This is a genomic window from Mesorhizobium sp. M0317 (genome assembly GCF_040321555.1).
Taxonomy (GTDB): domain Bacteria; phylum Pseudomonadota; class Alphaproteobacteria; order Rhizobiales; family Rhizobiaceae; genus Mesorhizobium.
This window is the reverse complement of the sequence record NZ_JAMYRV010000010.1, coordinates 102,520-117,950: the sequence shown is the minus strand read 5'-3', so window position 1 is coordinate 117,950 and position 15,431 is coordinate 102,520. Positions and strand designations below refer to the sequence as shown.

15 protein-coding genes are annotated in these 15,431 nt (G+C 64.0%); 7 read left to right on the top strand and 8 right to left on the bottom strand.

Going from position 1 to position 15,431, the window contains the following annotated elements:
- Positions 1-37 precede the first annotated feature (37 nt).
- A complete protein-coding gene (locus NKI88_RS10665; protein WP_352655031.1) occupies positions 38-1,486 on the bottom strand; it encodes an APC family permease in 1,449 nt (482 codons plus the stop codon).
- 166 nt (positions 1,487-1,652) lie between these two features.
- Between NKI88_RS10665 and NKI88_RS10660 the strand changes: the two genes are divergently transcribed.
- Genes NKI88_RS10660 through NKI88_RS10635 form a run of 6 tightly spaced genes read left to right on the top strand, consistent with a single transcriptional unit; the run spans position 1,653 to position 8,104 of the window.
- Positions 1,653-2,423, top strand: coding sequence for an IclR family transcriptional regulator (locus NKI88_RS10660; protein ID WP_023686944.1), 771 nt, complete (start codon positions 1,653-1,655; stop codon positions 2,421-2,423).
- Positions 2,423-3,706, top strand: coding sequence for a Tm-1-like ATP-binding domain-containing protein (locus tag NKI88_RS10655; protein WP_023686943.1), 1,284 nt, complete (start codon positions 2,423-2,425; stop codon positions 3,704-3,706). The genes NKI88_RS10660 and NKI88_RS10655 overlap by 1 nt, the downstream gene beginning before the upstream one ends.
- Positions 3,703-4,365: an HAD family hydrolase gene (locus NKI88_RS10650; protein ID WP_023738352.1), complete on the top strand. Its 663-nt coding sequence runs from the start codon at positions 3,703-3,705 to the stop codon at positions 4,363-4,365. The genes NKI88_RS10655 and NKI88_RS10650 overlap by 4 nt, the downstream gene beginning before the upstream one ends.
- Before the next feature lie 20 nt (positions 4,366-4,385).
- Positions 4,386-5,735, top strand: coding sequence for an aminotransferase class III-fold pyridoxal phosphate-dependent enzyme (locus NKI88_RS10645; protein WP_352655028.1), 1,350 nt, complete (start codon positions 4,386-4,388; stop codon positions 5,733-5,735).
- A 33-nt stretch (positions 5,736-5,768) separates the two neighbouring features.
- A complete protein-coding gene (locus NKI88_RS10640) occupies positions 5,769-7,076 on the top strand; it encodes an aminotransferase class III-fold pyridoxal phosphate-dependent enzyme (protein WP_352655026.1) in 1,308 nt (435 codons plus the stop codon).
- A complete protein-coding gene (locus NKI88_RS10635; RefSeq protein ID WP_352521178.1) occupies positions 7,073-8,104 on the top strand; it encodes a phosphotransferase enzyme family protein in 1,032 nt (343 codons plus the stop codon). The genes NKI88_RS10640 and NKI88_RS10635 overlap by 4 nt, the downstream gene beginning before the upstream one ends.
- 17 nt (positions 8,105-8,121) lie before the next feature.
- On the opposite strand, the gene hpaH is transcribed toward NKI88_RS10635, so the two are convergent.
- Genes hpaH through NKI88_RS10610 form a run of 5 tightly spaced genes read right to left on the bottom strand, consistent with a single transcriptional unit; the run spans position 8,122 to position 12,740 of the window.
- The gene (gene hpaH, locus NKI88_RS10630) at positions 8,122-8,931 is read right to left on the bottom strand and encodes a 2-oxo-hept-4-ene-1,7-dioate hydratase (protein WP_023682710.1); all 810 of its coding nucleotides are present in this window, start codon (positions 8,929-8,931) and stop codon (positions 8,122-8,124) included.
- Positions 8,925-9,800, bottom strand: coding sequence for a fumarylacetoacetate hydrolase family protein (locus tag NKI88_RS10625; RefSeq protein WP_352655024.1), 876 nt, complete (start codon positions 9,798-9,800; stop codon positions 8,925-8,927). Before NKI88_RS10625 ends, hpaH begins: the two co-directional genes overlap by 7 nt.
- Before the next feature lie 29 nt (positions 9,801-9,829).
- Positions 9,830-10,810 (bottom strand): 3,4-dihydroxyphenylacetate 2,3-dioxygenase, encoded by a 981-nt coding sequence (hpaD, locus tag NKI88_RS10620; RefSeq protein ID WP_023704725.1) that lies wholly within the window; start codon positions 10,808-10,810, stop codon positions 9,830-9,832.
- A gap of 14 nt (positions 10,811-10,824) precedes the next feature.
- Positions 10,825-12,342, bottom strand: coding sequence for a 5-carboxymethyl-2-hydroxymuconate semialdehyde dehydrogenase (gene hpaE, locus NKI88_RS10615; protein ID WP_352655022.1), 1,518 nt, complete (start codon positions 12,340-12,342; stop codon positions 10,825-10,827).
- Between the two features lie 11 nt (positions 12,343-12,353).
- Positions 12,354-12,740 carry a 5-carboxymethyl-2-hydroxymuconate Delta-isomerase gene (locus NKI88_RS10610; RefSeq protein ID WP_352655046.1) on the bottom strand — a complete coding sequence of 129 codons (387 nt, stop codon included), beginning with the start codon at positions 12,738-12,740 and terminating at the stop codon, positions 12,354-12,356.
- A 201-nt stretch (positions 12,741-12,941) separates the two neighbouring features.
- Here NKI88_RS10610 and hpaR point away from each other — a divergent pair, with 201 nt between their 5' ends.
- On the top strand, positions 12,942-13,337 hold the full coding sequence (gene hpaR, locus NKI88_RS10605) for a homoprotocatechuate degradation operon regulator HpaR (protein WP_023695202.1): 396 nt from the start codon (positions 12,942-12,944) through the stop codon (positions 13,335-13,337).
- Between the two features lie 10 nt (positions 13,338-13,347).
- Here the strand turns inward: hpaR and NKI88_RS10600 are convergent, their stop codons facing one another.
- Positions 13,348-13,857 carry a flavin reductase gene (locus NKI88_RS10600; RefSeq protein ID WP_023667825.1) on the bottom strand — a complete coding sequence of 170 codons (510 nt, stop codon included), beginning with the start codon at positions 13,855-13,857 and terminating at the stop codon, positions 13,348-13,350.
- Positions 13,858-13,863: 6 nt separating this feature from the next.
- Positions 13,864-15,408, bottom strand: a complete 1,545-nt coding sequence (locus NKI88_RS10595; RefSeq protein WP_023710044.1) for a 4-hydroxyphenylacetate 3-hydroxylase N-terminal domain-containing protein — start codon at positions 15,406-15,408, stop codon at positions 13,864-13,866.
- Positions 15,409-15,431: the final 23 nt, after the last annotated feature.

The following is a 15,431-nucleotide window of genomic DNA, read 5'->3' as shown; positions in this document are numbered from 1 at the left end:
GGGCGGCGCCGAACGCGCTACCCCCTTGTCCTTTGTCCTAGTCCTTCAGCGGCACGCCGAGATTTTCGAAGGCAACCGGATCCCGGCTCTTCAACGCACCGGCAAGCAGCAGGCCGATCACCGCGGCAATCAGCACCAGCCCCGGCAGCAACACGCCGAGGAAGCCGCTGGCGCCCGACAGGCCACCGAAATTAATGACGATCAGGTAGATGATGACGACGAAAGCGATGAAGGCCAGCCCAGGCAGGATGGTGGTCTTCAGCGCATTCTCCTGCGTCGACGGGTTGGCGCGGAAGTACATCACCACGGCGAGCGAGGCCACCGCCATCATGACGATGACTCCCAGCGTCGCGACATTGGTCAGCCAGGAAAACAGCGCCAGAACCGGATCGAGGCCGAGTATCGCGAACAGTCCGATGACGATCGCTGCCAACACGCTCTGGATGACGGAAGCGACATGCGGGCTCTGGTGCACTGAATGCGTCACGCCGATCGCTTCAGGCAACAGCTTCTCGCGGCCCGAGACGTAGATGTAGCGGGCAACCGCGTTGTGGAACGCCAGCACGCCGGCAAACAGGCTCGACACGAACAGGATGCCCATGGCGTGCGACAGCATGGTTCCGGCGTAGCGGTCGGACAGGCCGAACAGGAAAGTCGTCGGATCCTGAAGCGCTTGCAGTGCGGGCAACAATTTGTCGACGCCGGCGCCGACCGCCATCAGCCAGGCCGTGACCATGTAGAAGACGCCGATCAGCAACACGGAGAAATAGGTGGCGCGCGGAATGGTCACCTTGGGGTCGCGGGCTTCCTCGGCGTAGATCGTCGTCGCCTCGAAACCGATGAAGGCGGCGAAACAGAACAGGATGGCGATGGCGGGCGAGCCGCTGACGATCTGGCTCCAGCTGAACGGCGCCGCCGAGAGACCACTGTCGCCACCGGTCTTGAGGATGGCGAGGTCTAGCACCAGCACAACGATGTATTCGCACAGCACCAGCACCGTCAGGATCTTGGCCGACAGGTCGACCTGGCGGTAGCCCAACACCGCGACGATGGCAACGGCGATGAAGCTCCACACCCACCAGGGCAGGTCGATGCCCCAGCCGGCGAACAGGCCGGCGGTCGCGGCCCCCAGCAGGCCCATGACCCCGATCTGCATGGCGTTGTAGGACAGGATCGCGATGATTGCGGTTGCGCCGCCGGCAAAACCGCCCAGCCCGCGCGCGGCATAGGCATAGAAGGCGCCGGCATTGCCGACATGGCGCGACATGGCGACGTAGCCGACCGCAAACAGCAGCAGCAACACGGTCACGATAAGATAGGTGCCGGCAAAGCCCGCCCCATTGCCCATAAGCATGCCGAGCGGCGTGCCGCCGGCGACCGCGGTGAGCGGCGCCGCCGCCGAAATCACCATGAAGGTGATAGCGCCGACGCCAAGACTGTTCTTGCGCAGCCTGTTGGCGGGCGCCTGTTCCGAAACTGCTGACATTTGTCCCTCCAGTTTTACGAACCCCTGGGTTCGCGGCCGCTCGGCCTGTTCCCTGAATGCCATCGGTTCATTATTTGAACCCTTATTTTGAATATAGACTTGCAAAGAATGCCGATGCCTGTCAAGTTAATTCACACATTAAGTTTCTATCCGAGCGGGAGGCTGGATGGGTACGGTCGGCAAGGCGATTTCACTTCTGGAGCTGTTCACGGTGGACGAACCCGAGTTCGGACTTTCCGATCTCGCGCGGCGGTGTGCGTTCGACAAGGCGACGACGCGGCGGCTGCTGGTGGCGCTTGGCGGCCATGGTTTCGTCGAGCAGGATGCCGGCACGCGGCACTATCGCCTCGGCGCCGGCCTGTCGCGGCTGGCGCGTATCCGCGAAGCCTGCTTCCCGTTCCTGCAAACGGCAATTCCCGTGGCGCAGGATCTGGCGGGTTCGACAACCGAGACGGTGCATCTGTCGGAATTCGGCGTCGACAGACTGATCACCGTCCATGTCGAGCATTCAAGCTGGGCAAACAGGGTGAACATCGATATCGGCCAGCTTCTGCCGCTGCATTCCACCGCCTCCGGCATCGCCTATCTGGCCTTCGCCGACAACGCGACGGTGAAAGCATGCCTGACAGGTTCGCTTGAGGCCTTCACCGATCATACCCTCGTCGAGCCGGCCGCCATTTCAAAGTCGATCGGCGAGGCGCGTGACCGCGGCTATTCGATCTGCGACCAGGGCCATGAGGACGGCGTGATCGGCGTCGCGGCTGCAATCCGCGCCGCCGATGGTCTTGCGCTGGGGACAATTGCGGTGGCAGCCCCGAAGGCCAGGACGACACCGGCTACGATCGTGGAACGAGGGCTTGCGGTTGTGACCGCGGCACGGGAGATTTCGATGCGCCTCAATGGCGAAAACCTGCAAACCCTGAGGAGGCAGGCCTGATGTCTGCAGATATGGCGACGCCCCGCATCCTGGTCATCGGCACGGGCGACACCAAGACCGACGAACTGCTGTTCATGAAAGCGTGTATCGAGGCATCCGGTGGCCGCGCCGTGATGATGGATGTTAGCGTGCTAGGCGCCCCCGCCTATAGTCCCGATCACGACAAGCATGCCGTTGCGCGGGCCGCTGGCGTGACGATGGCCGAAATCGTCTCGAGCGGCGATGAAAACACCGCCATGACATTGATGGCCGTCGGCGCCGTTCAGCTGGTGCGCCAGCTTCACCAGCGCGGCGAGATCGACGCCTTCATCGCCATCGGTGGTTCGATGGGAACCGATTTGGCGCTCGATGTCGCGCTGTGCCTGCCGCTCGGCGTGCCGAAATTCGTAGTCTCGACCATCGCCTACTCGCATCTCATTCCGCCCGAGCGTGTCGCGCCCGACCTGATGATGATCCTGTGGGCAGGCGGGCTCTACGGCCTCAACACCATCTGCAAGCTGGTCCTTTCCCAGGCCTGCGGCGCGGTGGTCGGTGCGGCGAGGATCGTGCTTGCATCTCGTGCTTCGGCCCCGGCGGTCGGACCGACCATCGGCATGACTTCGCTGGGCAGCAGTTGCCTGCGCTATATGAAGACGCTGAAGCCGGCGTTGGAGCAGCGCGGCTATGACGTCGCAGTCTTTCACACCACCGGGATGGGGGGCCGGGCCTTCGAATCGATCGCCAGCCAGGACCATTTCTGCGCGGTGTTCGACTTCAGCCTGCAGGAGATCACCAATCATCTTGCCGGTTCGGTCGTCAGCTCCGGCGCCGACCGGCTGGAGAATGCCGGCGCCCGCGGCATTCCGCAGATCGCAGCCCCTGGCGCCGTGGACATGGTCGATTTGCCGACCTGGCAGGCGCTGCCGACAAAGTTCGCGCAGCGGCCGTTCCATGCTCATAACAGGTTGATCGGCTCGATCACCGTCGATGCCGCCGACCGCCGTGAAGTCGCCAGGACCATCGCCGCCAAGCTCGGTGCGTCGAAGGGGCGCTCCGCTTTCATCCTGCCCTCCGGCGGCATCCAGGAATGGGATGCGCAGGGCGAGCCGCTGTACGAACCCGAAGCCCTCGCGGCGTTCACCGATGAGATGCGCAAGGCCATTCCCGCCGGCGTCGAGTTCCACGAGATCGACGCCCACATCAACAGCGACGAGTTCGTCGGCAAGGCGCTCGAAATCTTCGACCGCTGGGTCGAGGAAGGCATCATCCCGCGCGGCATGCCGGCCAAGGGAGTGGCTGCGTGAGCGCTGTTCCTGCCCAGGCGCTCGTCCTCGATTTCGGCGGCGTCGTCACCCGGACCCTTTTCGAGACCCATGCCTTGACCGAACAGGCGCTCGGCCTCGCGCCGGGAACGCTGCAATGGTACGGGCCGTTCGACCCGGATTCAGATCCGCTGTGGCGCTCAATGCAGGCCGACGAGATCAGCGAGCGCGATTATTGGCGCACCCGCACCAGCGAAGTCGGCCGGCTCGTCGGCGAGGACTGGCAGGCGATGGAGACATTCGTCCAGCGCGCACGCGGAGCCGAGCCGGAAAAGATCGTGCGGCCCGAAGCCGTCCGCGCCATCCGGACCGTGCATGCGGCGGGATTTCGCCTGGCGATCCTGTCCAACGAGCTAGATCTGTTCTATGGCGCCGGCTTCCGTCAGCGGCTGCCGTTGCTCGAGCTGTTCGACACCATCGTCGACGCCACCTATACCCGCATCCTCAAGCCCGATCCGCGCGCCTATGCCTTGGTGACCGAGGCGCTTGGCCTGCCTGCCCGCGCCTGTGTGTTCGTTGACGACCAGCAGCGCAATGTCGATGGCGGCCGTGCCGCCGGCATGCGCACCGTTCATTTCGACGTCGCGCGGCCGGCACTTTCCTATGCCGAGGCCCTCGGCCATTTCGACCTCATCTCCTGAGACATTTGCGGAGCCTTGCGATGCGCGACATCAATTTCCTCACCGAGAAAAACGCCAAGCCGATCTGGCATCCGATGGCACACCCGGCCGAGATGCGGGCCAACCCGCCAAAGGTGATCATGAAAGGCGAAGGCGTGATGGTCACAGACATCGACGGCAACACCGTGCTCGATGCGGTTGGCGGCCTGTGGAACGTCAATCTCGGCTACTCCTGCGACCCCATCAAGAAGGCCATCGCCGACCAGCTCAGCGCCCTGCCCTACTATTCCGGGTTTCGCGGCACGTCGACCGGCCCGTCGATCGAGCTCGCTTACGAACTCAGCGAATGGTTCGAACCGGAAGGCATGGTGCGGACCTTCTTCACCTCGGGCGGCTCGGATTCGGTCGAAACCGCACTGCGGCTCGCCCGCCAATACTGGAAGATCCGCGGCCAGGGCGACCGGACAAAATTCCTTGCCCTGAAGAAGGGCTATCACGGCACACATTTCGGCGGCGCGTCGGTCAACGGCAACGCCAATTTCCGCCGCAACTATGAGCCGCTTATGCCCGGCGTCTTCCACATTCCCGCACCCTGGACCTTCCGCAATCCGTTCGACGAGACCGATCCGGCGCGGCTGGCCAAACTGTGCGCCAAAGCGCTGGAGGACGAGATCGCCTTCCAGGGCGGCGACACCATTGCCGCCTTCATCATGGAGCCGGTTCTCGGCGCCGGAGGCGTCATCGTTCCGCATGACAGCTTCATGCCGCTGGTGCGCGAGATATGCGACCGCCACGAAATCCTGCTGATCGCCGACGAGGTGGTCACGGGCTTCGGTCGCACCGGCGCCTGGTCGGGTTCGCGGCTATCCGGCGTGAAGCCGGATTTCATGACCATCGCCAAGGCGATCACCTCGGGCTATTTCCCGCTCGGCGCCACCATGATCGGCGCCAAGGTCGCCGACGTCTTCGAGGCCGACAAGACCAGCTTCGGGGCGATCGGTCATGGCTATACCTATTCCGGCCATCCTGTCGGCTGCGCGGCAGGGCTGGCTGCACTTGCCGAGACCAAACGGCTTCGCCTGGACGAGAACGCAGCCGCGCGCGGCATCGAGCTCGCGGCGACGCTGGAGGGGCTAAAAGCCAAGCACGCGATCGTCGGCGACATCAGGTACAAGGGCCTGATGGCTGCGCTAGAGCTGGTCTCCGATCGCACGACGAAAAAGCCGGTGGACAAGAAGACCATGGCCGTGGTTTCGGAAGCCACTTATGACGCCGGCGTCATGCTGCGCGTGTCCGGCAACAACATCATCCTGTCGCCGCCGCTGATCATCGGCGCCGCCGACGTGGCAAAGATCGGCGAGGCCATCGATGCAGGTCTGTCGAGGGCCTGATGGACCCGCTGACGCAATGGAGTTTGGTACGCAATGACCCAATCTGAGAAGAACCCGAGCGAGGAAGCGCTCGTCAAGCGGCGTGCCCGCCTGCTCGGCGCGAAATCGCAATTGTTCTACGACGAGCCCGTGCACCTGGTGCGCGGCGAAGGCGTCTGGCTCTACGATGCCGACGGCCGCAAGTATCTCGATGCCTACAACAACGTCGCCCATGTCGGCCATTGCCACCCGCATGTGGTCGAGGCCTTGTGCCGTCAGGCAAGCCTGCTCAACACCCACACACGCTATCTGCACACCGCAATTCTCGACTATGTCGAGCGGCTGACGGCGACCTTCGATGCAAGCCTCGCCACCGCAATCCTGACCTGTACCGGCAGCGAGGCCAACGACATCGCGCTGCGCATGGCGCAGGCCGCCTCCGGCAATATGGGCATCATCGCCACCGACGCCACCTATCATGGCAACACGGCGGCGGTTTCGCAGCTCAGCACGCGCATGCCTCCGATCCGCGGCCGCGCCCCCCATGTCAGGCTGGTGCCGGCCCCCGACAGCTATCGCCATCCCGATGCGATGGCCAATGGCAAGGCCTTTGGCGACGCCGTGCGTCAAGCGATCGCCTCGCTGGCACAGGATGGCATTGGCCTGTCTGGCATCATCTTGTGTCCGCTGCTCGCCAATGAAGGTTTCCCGGCTCTGCCCACCGGATTTTTCGACGACGCCTTGGGGGCCGTGCGCGAAGCCGGTGGTCTGGTCATCGCCGACGAAGTGCAGCCCGGCTTCGGCCGCACCGGCAGCCATTTCTGGGGCCATCAGCGCGCCGGCTTCGTCCCCGACATCGTCACCATGGGCAAGCCGATGGGCAATGGCCATCCGATCGCGGCTGTGGTCACCACCAAGGAGTTACTTGCGGCCTTCCGCGACGCGTTCCGCTACTTCAACACCTTTGGCGGCAACCCGGTCTCCTGCGCGGTCGCCAATGCCGTCCTCGACGTCATCGAACAGGAAAACCTTGTCGCCAACGCGCAAGACGTCGGTGCCTGTGCGCTTGGCCTGCTGCGCCCGCTGGCCGATCGGCATGAGTGCATCGGCGAGGTCAGGGGGGCCGGACTGTTCTTCGGCGCCGAGCTGGTCCACGACCGCGACACGCGCGAACCGGCGCCCGACATTGCCGAGCAGGTCGCCAACCGCATGCGCCATCGCGGCGTGCTGATGGGCAAGACCGGCATCCACGGCAATGTGCTCAAGATCCGCCCGCCCATGCCGTTCTCGCGCGACAATGCCGACTTCCTGATCGGCCTGCTGGACGAGGTGCTGGGCGAAGTCGGCGGAGTGCCGGCGTGAATTCTGTTTCCACCCAATGCGAGCCCGAAACGGCAGCCGATGTCACGGAGCTCGCCAGGCGTGCGCTCGAACATTGGGGCGTCCGCAACTCTGAGCCGGAACTTCTGAAGCACCGCGAGAACGCCGTCTTCCGCGTGCGGCTGCCGGATGGCCAGCCGGCAGCCATGCGCATCCACCGGCTCGGCTACCACACGGACGCCGCGCTGCGTTCGGAACTGCAATGGATGGGCTTCCTGCAATCCGCCGGCGTCGCCACGCCGTCTTGCGTCGCAACACAGGCCGGCGATCCGTTCGTGCTTGTCAGCACGGCCACCTCGGCGCAGCCCCGGCAGGCCGATTGCCTGAGCTGGCTGGAGGGCCGCGCCGTGGGCGCACGCGGCGTGCCACTGGTCTACACGGCCGACCAGTCGATCCAGATCTTCACGGCGATCGGGCGGACCATCGCCCATATGCACAATGTCACTGCCTCGTGGACGCCGCCCGCGGGCTTCGCCCGCCATGCCTGGGACTTCGACGGCTTCTTCGGTGCGAACCCGGTCTGGGGCCGGTTCGAGACCTCGCCCTTTCTCGATGGTCCTCGCCGCGCGCTGGTCTTGCAGGCGCGCGACAAGGCAGTGAAGGCGCTGTCCCAACATGAGCGCAGCGCGCGCAATTTCGGCATCATCCACGCCGATCTGGTGCGCGAAAACGTGCTCATCCATGACAGCGCGGTGCGCATCATCGATTTCGACGATTGCGGCCATGGCTGGCACATGTACGACCTTGCCGTCGCCCTCTACCAGAACCGCGAGGAGGCGATCTACCCGCTGATCGAGACCGCTTTGCTTGACGGCTACCAGCAAGAGCGTGCGCTGACCCCGCAGGACATCGCCGCATTGCCTCTATTCGCCGCCTTGCGTGCCTTCGCGTTTCTTGGCTGGGTGCAAAGCCGCGTCGAAGGCGACATCACCAGGGATGTCGGCTTGCGCATGTCGACCATCGCGGCCGATGTGGTGATTGACTACTTGCGCGGCGAACAGCCCAACTGACGAGCCGATGAGAGCCGTCAGCTCTTGGCGAAATGGATACTGACCGTTCCCGAGCTGCCGAAGTCGGCGACGATGGTATCGCCGGGCCGCGCCTCGACCGGGCGCACAAACGATCCGGACAGCACCACCTCGCCGGCCGCGATGGACATGCCGTAGCGGGCGAGCCTGTCCGCCAGCCAGGCAATGCCCATCGCCGGATGGTTGAGCACGCCGGCGCCAAGCCCGGTCTCCTCGACCTCCGCATTGCGCGAGACGATGGCGCCGATCCAGCGCATATCGGCTTCATCGGGTCGTTGCGGCCGGCCGCCGATGACAATGCCGGCATTGGCGGCGTTGTCGGAAATCGTATCGAAGAAAGTGCGCGCCTTCTTTGTCTCGGCATTGACGCGTTCGATGCGCGTGTCGAGGATTTCGAGCGCCGGCGTGATATAATCGGTGGCGTTGAGCACGTCGAAGATGGTCACGCCTGGGCCCCTCAGCGGCGCCTTCATGACGAAGGCTATCTCGGCCTCGACGCGCGGCTGGATGAAGCGGCCGACGGGTATCGTCGCGCCGTCGTTGAAGAACATGTCGTCGAACAGCACGCCCGAATCCGGCGTGTCGATGGCGAGCGCATATTGCATCGCCTTCGATGTCAGGCCGATCTTCCAGCCCTTCGGGGTCAGCCCGGCATCGGTCTTGCGTTTCACCAGCGCTGCCTGGACGCGATAGGCATCCTCCATCGTCGCGTCGGGAAAATCGAGGCTGAGCAGACGGATCTGGCGGCGCGAACGCTCGGCTTCGAACAGCCTTGCCGCGGCATCTTCAGCTTGCTCGGGGGTCACGATGCTACCTCGTCGACGACGCCGTTGCGGAGCACGCCGATGCCGTCGGCTTCGACTTCGATCACGTCGCCCGGCTTCAGCCAGATCGGCGGGTCGAAGCGGGCGCCGGCGCCGGTCGGCGTACCGGTGACGATGAAATCGCCTGGCACCAGCGTGGTGAAGGTGGAGACATAGGAGATGATCTTGCGGAACGAGAAGATCATCCGGCTGGTGCGGTCCTGCTGGCGCAATTCGCCATTGACGCGGGTGGTCAGCGCGATGTCGGCAATCTGCGCCTCGTCGGTGAACGGCACCAGCCACGGACCGAGCGAGCCGGTGCGGTCGAAATTCTTGCCCTGCGTGACGTTGAACTTGGCGTGCCGTACCCAATCGCGAATGGTGCCTTCGTTGCACAGGGATAGTGCCGCGATATGGTCAAGCGCATCCCTCTCGGCGATGCGTCGTCCACCCTTGCCGATGACGATGACGATCTCGCCCTCATAATCCAGCTGCGGCGATTCCGGCGGCCGCACCAGTGGCGCGTGGTGGCCGACGAAGGAGCGGGGGAAGCGGATGAACAGCGACGGGTTGGAAGGCGCGGCCTGGCCGTCCTTGTACTCCTCGTTGCGGTCGGGATAGTTGACGCCGACGCAGATGATCTTTTCCGGCGACGGCACAGGGATTTCATAAGCGATAGCGTCGAATGGAAAATCGACGGCGTAGGCTTCGGCCTCTTCCGCCAGCCGCCGTAGCACGCCGGCCTCGATCACTTCGCGCAGCGTCGGCCACTGGCTGTGCCGCGCCGACAGGTCGACGACGCCCTTATCTGTGACCACGCCATAGCGCGTCTTGCCGCCGACGGTGAAGGTGGCGAGCCGCCCATGTGCAGTCATCCCGGTCTCCGTCAGGTTCGCGTCTGTGGTCACGGTGCGATGATCGGCGACGCCGTCAAATCCGGTTGGCGTGCGGCCGCGCCGGCAAAGGTGCTGCCCTCCTCGAACCAGCTTTTCGGCGCGGGCGCGCCCCACAGCGTCTGGCGCTGCGGGTCCTTGAGGTCCCACTTGATCGGCTCCAGATCCGGATCCACCGTCTGGTAGTCCGAGCAGTAGATCTCGATGCGGTGGTTGTCGGGATCGCGAACATAGAGGAAGAAGGCGTTGGAAATGCCATGCCGGCCGGGGCCGCGCTCGATATTTGCGAGGTAACCCGTCGTCGCCATCAGGTCGAGCAGGTCGATGATGTTGAGCGGTGTCGGCACCCAAAAGGCGACGTGATGCAGGCGCGGACCCACACCGTTGGTGAAGGCGATGTCGTGGACGCCGCCCTTGCGGTGCGTCCAGGCCGCCCACAGCTTTCCGCTACTCGCATCCTCGGTGTATTCGGTGACGCGGAAGCCAAGCTCGTTGTAGAAGGCGACGGACTCGTCGACATTGGGCGAGAAGCAGTTGAAGTGGTCGATGCGCAGCGGCTTCACGCCCTTGTAGAGCGCATATTTCTGATGAATCGGCGGCAGCCTTTCCATTTGGGCAAAGAACTCGAGCGGAATGCCGTGCGGGTCGCGGGTGCGGAAGGTGCGCGACTGGTACGGTCGCTCGACCCACTCGACCGGCAGGCCTTTTGCCTTGAAGAAGTGCTCGGCCTTGTCGAGATCCTCATCCGAGAAAACCTTGAAGCCGAGATCGCGTGCTTCGGCGCTGCCGGCCCTCTTCAGCACGATGCAGTGGTGTCCGCGCTCTTCCAGGGCCCTTAGATAGATGGCGTCCGATGTCTCGTCGGTAACCTGCAGGCCGAGCGTGTCGACATAGAAGGCGCGGGATTTCGCAAGGTCGGTGGCCGCCAGTTCGACATGGCTGAGGCGCACGATGTTGAAGGCGGGATAGAGGTTTGGTTTGGGCAGTGGCATGCGATGTCCTCCGGTCAGCCGCCGAGCTTCTGGATCGTGTGCGCTGAAGTGGCGAAGGCGATGTTCTTCGTCTCCATGTAGAAATCGAAGGAATGGTCGCCGCCGTCGCGGCCGATGCCGGAATTCTTGACGCCGCCGAACGGCGTCGGCAAATGCCGCACATTCTCCGAATTGACCCAGATCATGCCGGCGTCCAGCGCATCGGTGAAGCGGAAGGCGCGGGTAACATCCGACGTCCAGAGATAGCCGGTCAGGCCGTATTGGGTGTCGTTGGCCAGCGCCAGCGCTTCGGCCTCGTCCTTGAAGGAAATGGCGGTCAGCACCGGCCCGAAAATCTCTTCCTGGGCAATGCGCATCCTGTTGGTGGCGCCGGTAAACAGCGTCGGGCTGACATAGCAGCCACCGCCCGGACCGGCGAACTTGCCGCCGCCGGCGGCTACCACCGCGCCTTCCGATTTGCCGATCTCGATATAGGAAAGCACCTTTTCCTCGTGCACCGGATGGATCAGCGGACCAACCACCGTTTTGGGATCGAGCGGATGGCCAACCTTGATGCGCTTTGCCTTCTCCGCAACCAGATCCGTGAATGTGTCGTAGACCGAGGCTTCGACCAGAAGCCGCGACGATGAGGTGCAGCGTTCGCCGTTGAGCGAGTAGATCATGAACACGGCCGCATCCGCCGCACGTTCGAGATCGGCGTCGGCGAAGACGATCACCGGGTTCTTCCCGCCCAGTTCGAAATGCACGCGCTTCAGCGTATCGGCGCCCTGTTTCATGATCATCGAGCCGGTGCGGCTCTCACCGACAAAACCGATCGCCTTGATGTCAGGGTGCTCGGTCAGCGCCTTGCCGGCGTGCTCGCCGAGGCCGTTGACCAGGTTCCACACGCCTTTCGGCACGCCGGCCTCCTCGGCGATCTCGACCAGCAGGCGAGCGGTCAGCGGCGAAAATTCGGCCGGCTTGTGGACGACGGTGCAGCCTGCCGCCAGCGCCGGCGCGATCTTCCATGTCGACAGCATGAACGGCGTGTTCCACGGCGTGATGATGCCGACCGGGCCGATCGGCACGCGCGTGGTGATGTTGACCTGGCCTGTCGTGCGCAGCGTCTCGCCGTCGCGCGCTTCCGGCGCGCGGTCGGCGAAGAAGCGGAAATTCTCGGCGCCGCGCAGCGCGGCCTTGGCCATGAATTTCAGCGTCTGGCCGGTGTCCATGCACTCGACGAAGGCGATCTCCTCGGCGCGCGCTTCGATCGCATCGGCTATCTTGTGCAGCAGCTTCTTGCGCCCGTCGCCCGGCATGGCGGCCCAGGCCGGGAACGCCGCCTTTGCCGCCTTGGCGGCGCGGTCGATATCGGCGGCACTGCCACGCGCGACCTTGGCCAGCGGCTTGAGATCGACCGGCGACATGCTCTCGAAGGTCGAGCCATCCACCGCCGGCACCGCTTCGCCGCCGATCTGGTTCAGCACGCCGTCGCGCTTGAAACGGGCCAGATAGGCCTCAGCCTTTTTCAGATTGCCTTCGAGGTCGGACATATCAGCTTCCGTCACTTGCCGCGCAGTCGCGGATGGATTGCGTTTTTCTTCCAGCTCAGTACCGGGTCGATCTCCCTGATCTCCAGGGAAAGAGCGAAATGCGGGGTATCGAACAGGGGGCCAAGGTATTCGCTCACCGCGGCGAAGACCGCCTCCCCGGTTCGTTTCTTGTCCTCGGCGGTGCGCCCGGTTCCAATGCGAAACGACATGTCGAGGAAAGCGTTTTCCGGCAGGCTGTCGGCGATGGCATAGGCTTCCGCACGGAAGGCCCGCACCCGCACCGCGCCGGTTTCAAACAGCCCGGTGCCGAGCACGGTGCGCAACACCAGCGCGCACAATTCGCCCATGTCGACCTTGGTATCGAGGTTGGCCGAATACTCGATGGAAAAGTGAGGCACCGCGTCTCGCCTCCCGGATTGTTGCGCTGCTGTAGTTAACGCGTTAATTACATGCAGCATCACTGAAGTCAAGCCTTGCATCCAAGTTGAGGCGACGATACGGGATGGAAAGCTCAGGTTTTGGCGTGCGGTCCCGCCGACCGCCCGCATCATTGGGGACGCTGCTTCTTGCTGCCTGAAAACACCCGTCGTTCTCTGCCGATGGCGCTGCTCCATGCCCGCGAAGTGGTGATGGCGCGGTTTCGCCCTATGCTGGCGGCGCATGACGTGACCGAACAGCAATGGCGTGTGCTGCGCGTTCTGAGCGAGGCCGGCCCTGTCGAGGCGACGGAACTTGCCGATCGCGCTTCGGTGCTGCCGCCCAGCCTGACACGCATCATCAAGACGCTCGAGGGCCGAAAATTCATCACCCGCAACAAGGCGGAAGGCGATGGCCGCCGTGTCGTGCTGACGATCGCCCCGGCGGGCTCCGCCCTTATCGATGCCTTGTCGCCGGAACGCCTCGTCATCTACCGCGACATCGAACAGCGCTTCGGACATGAGAGGCTCGAGCAATTGCTCGATCTGCTGGAGAGCCTGATCGCCGGCGAGAACTGACTGCTCCCGCTCAGCCGCCAAAACTGCCAAGCCGCGTCGGCTGCGTGTAGTTGCGGTCGACATAGAGCAAGGCCGAGCCGCCGCTGCCGTGCCTGACATCGATGACGCGGCCGATCATGACATTGTGCGTGCCGACGATGTGCACATCCTCGATCTCGCAATCGAAATTGACGATCGCGTCCGACAGCGCCGGCGTGCCCGAGGTCAACGTTTGCCAGCGCGCCGCCGAATAGCGCGCCTCCATGTCCCTGGTCGCCCCGGCAAACTTGCCGGCCAAGTGCATATGATCATGCGTCAGCACGTTGACGCAGAAGCGCCGGTTGGCGAGAAACATGGCCGCCTGCGTCGAGCGGCCGTTCATGCACACCAGCAGTGTCGGAGGTTCGTCCGACACACTGCACATGGCGGTGGCGGTGAAGCCGCCGCGCCCGGCCGGACCATCTGTCGTGACGATGTTGACCGGCGCGCAGACCCTTGCCATGGCGTCGCGGAAATCGGCCTTCGAAATCTGCGTGGCCATCTGACATCACCCGGCCGTAGAAGCGAGCGGATTGAGCCAGGTATCTCCCGTCCAGCCGTTCTCGTCATAGTCGGCCATGCAGGTGTCGACCAGTTCTTCCATGGCCTTCAGCCGGCCGCCGCGTTCAGCGCCCTTCAGCACCTGCAGCCGCACCTCTTCCGGCGCACCGGCATAGTTGAGTTCGTAGAGCGCGTGGCGGCCGCCGAACTCGGTGCCGGTCGCGTCCCACAACAGTTTCATGATCTTGATGCGCTCGACATGGCCCATGTCGTTGGAACCGCGCACATATTGCGCGAGGTATTTGTCGATCTCGGGATTGTTGAAGTCGCGCACTGATGACGGCAGGTAGATCAACCCAGAAGCGATCACCCGGCGCACCGTGTCGATGACGCGCGGATAGGCTTCCGACATGAAAGTCCGGTAGGCAAGGGCTGCTTCCAGGTTGGGCAGGACAGCGCCATTCGCCCAGGGGATCGGATTATAAGCCATGGCGTTGGAGAAACTCCAGAACATGTGCCTGAGCGCGATCACCTCGCCCAGCGCCGCCTGGTTGCCGCGGAAGGCATCGCCGCCGGTGGCGCGCAGCGCCTTTGCCAGCAGGCCGGCGAGGAAGTCGAGCTTGACGGCAAAGCGTGTGCAGCCCTGGAAGCAATAGCCATGCATGAAGCCCGAAGCCGGATGGAAGGACAGGATTTTCTGCGCGTCGCGCAGCACCAGCACGTCCTCCCAGGGGATGAAGACATTGTCGAGCACCAGAATGGCATCATTCTCGTCGAAGCGCGACGACAACGGATAGTCGAACGGAGCCGCCGCCGTGTTGGCCGTCTGCTCATAGGAGACGCGGCAGAACATCTTTACCCCCGGCGCATTCATCGGCACGATGAACATGACCGACAGCGACGGATCTTCGGTGACCGTCGCCGAACTCTGCGCCAGGAAATTGTAGTGGGTCAGCGCCGAGGACGTCGCCACCACCTTGGCGCCGGAGACATAGATGCCGGCGTCGGTCTCCTTGGTGATGTGGACGAAGACATCCTTCACCTGTTCGGCCGGCTTGTGGCGGTCGATCGGCGGGTTGACGATGGCGTGGTTCATGAACAGCACGGCTTCCTGCGCACGCTTGTGCCAGGCGAGCGCATTGTCCTTGAACGGGCCGTACCAGTCGGCATTGGCGCCGAGCGTGTTCATCAGCGCCGCCTTGTAATCGGGCGTGCGGCCCATCCAGCCATAGGACATGCGTGACCACTCGGCGATCGCGGTCTGCTGGGCCGCGAGTTCGCCGGAGGATTTGGCGACGCGGAAATATTTGTGGGTGTAGCCGCCCGAACCGGTATCGGTAGGCGAGGTCAGCGTGCCCTGCCGCTTGGGATCGTGCAGCGCATCATAGAGGCGCGCCAGCGACCGCGCCGAATTGCGCATCGCCGGATGGGTGGTGACATCGGCGATGCGCTCGCCGTTGATGTAGACCTCGCGGCCGTCGCGCAAGCTCTCCAGATACTCGGCCCCGGTGAACGGGCGCCCATTGTCGGCACGAAAGTCTTCCGATCGCATGATGTTCCTCCACTTATGGCATC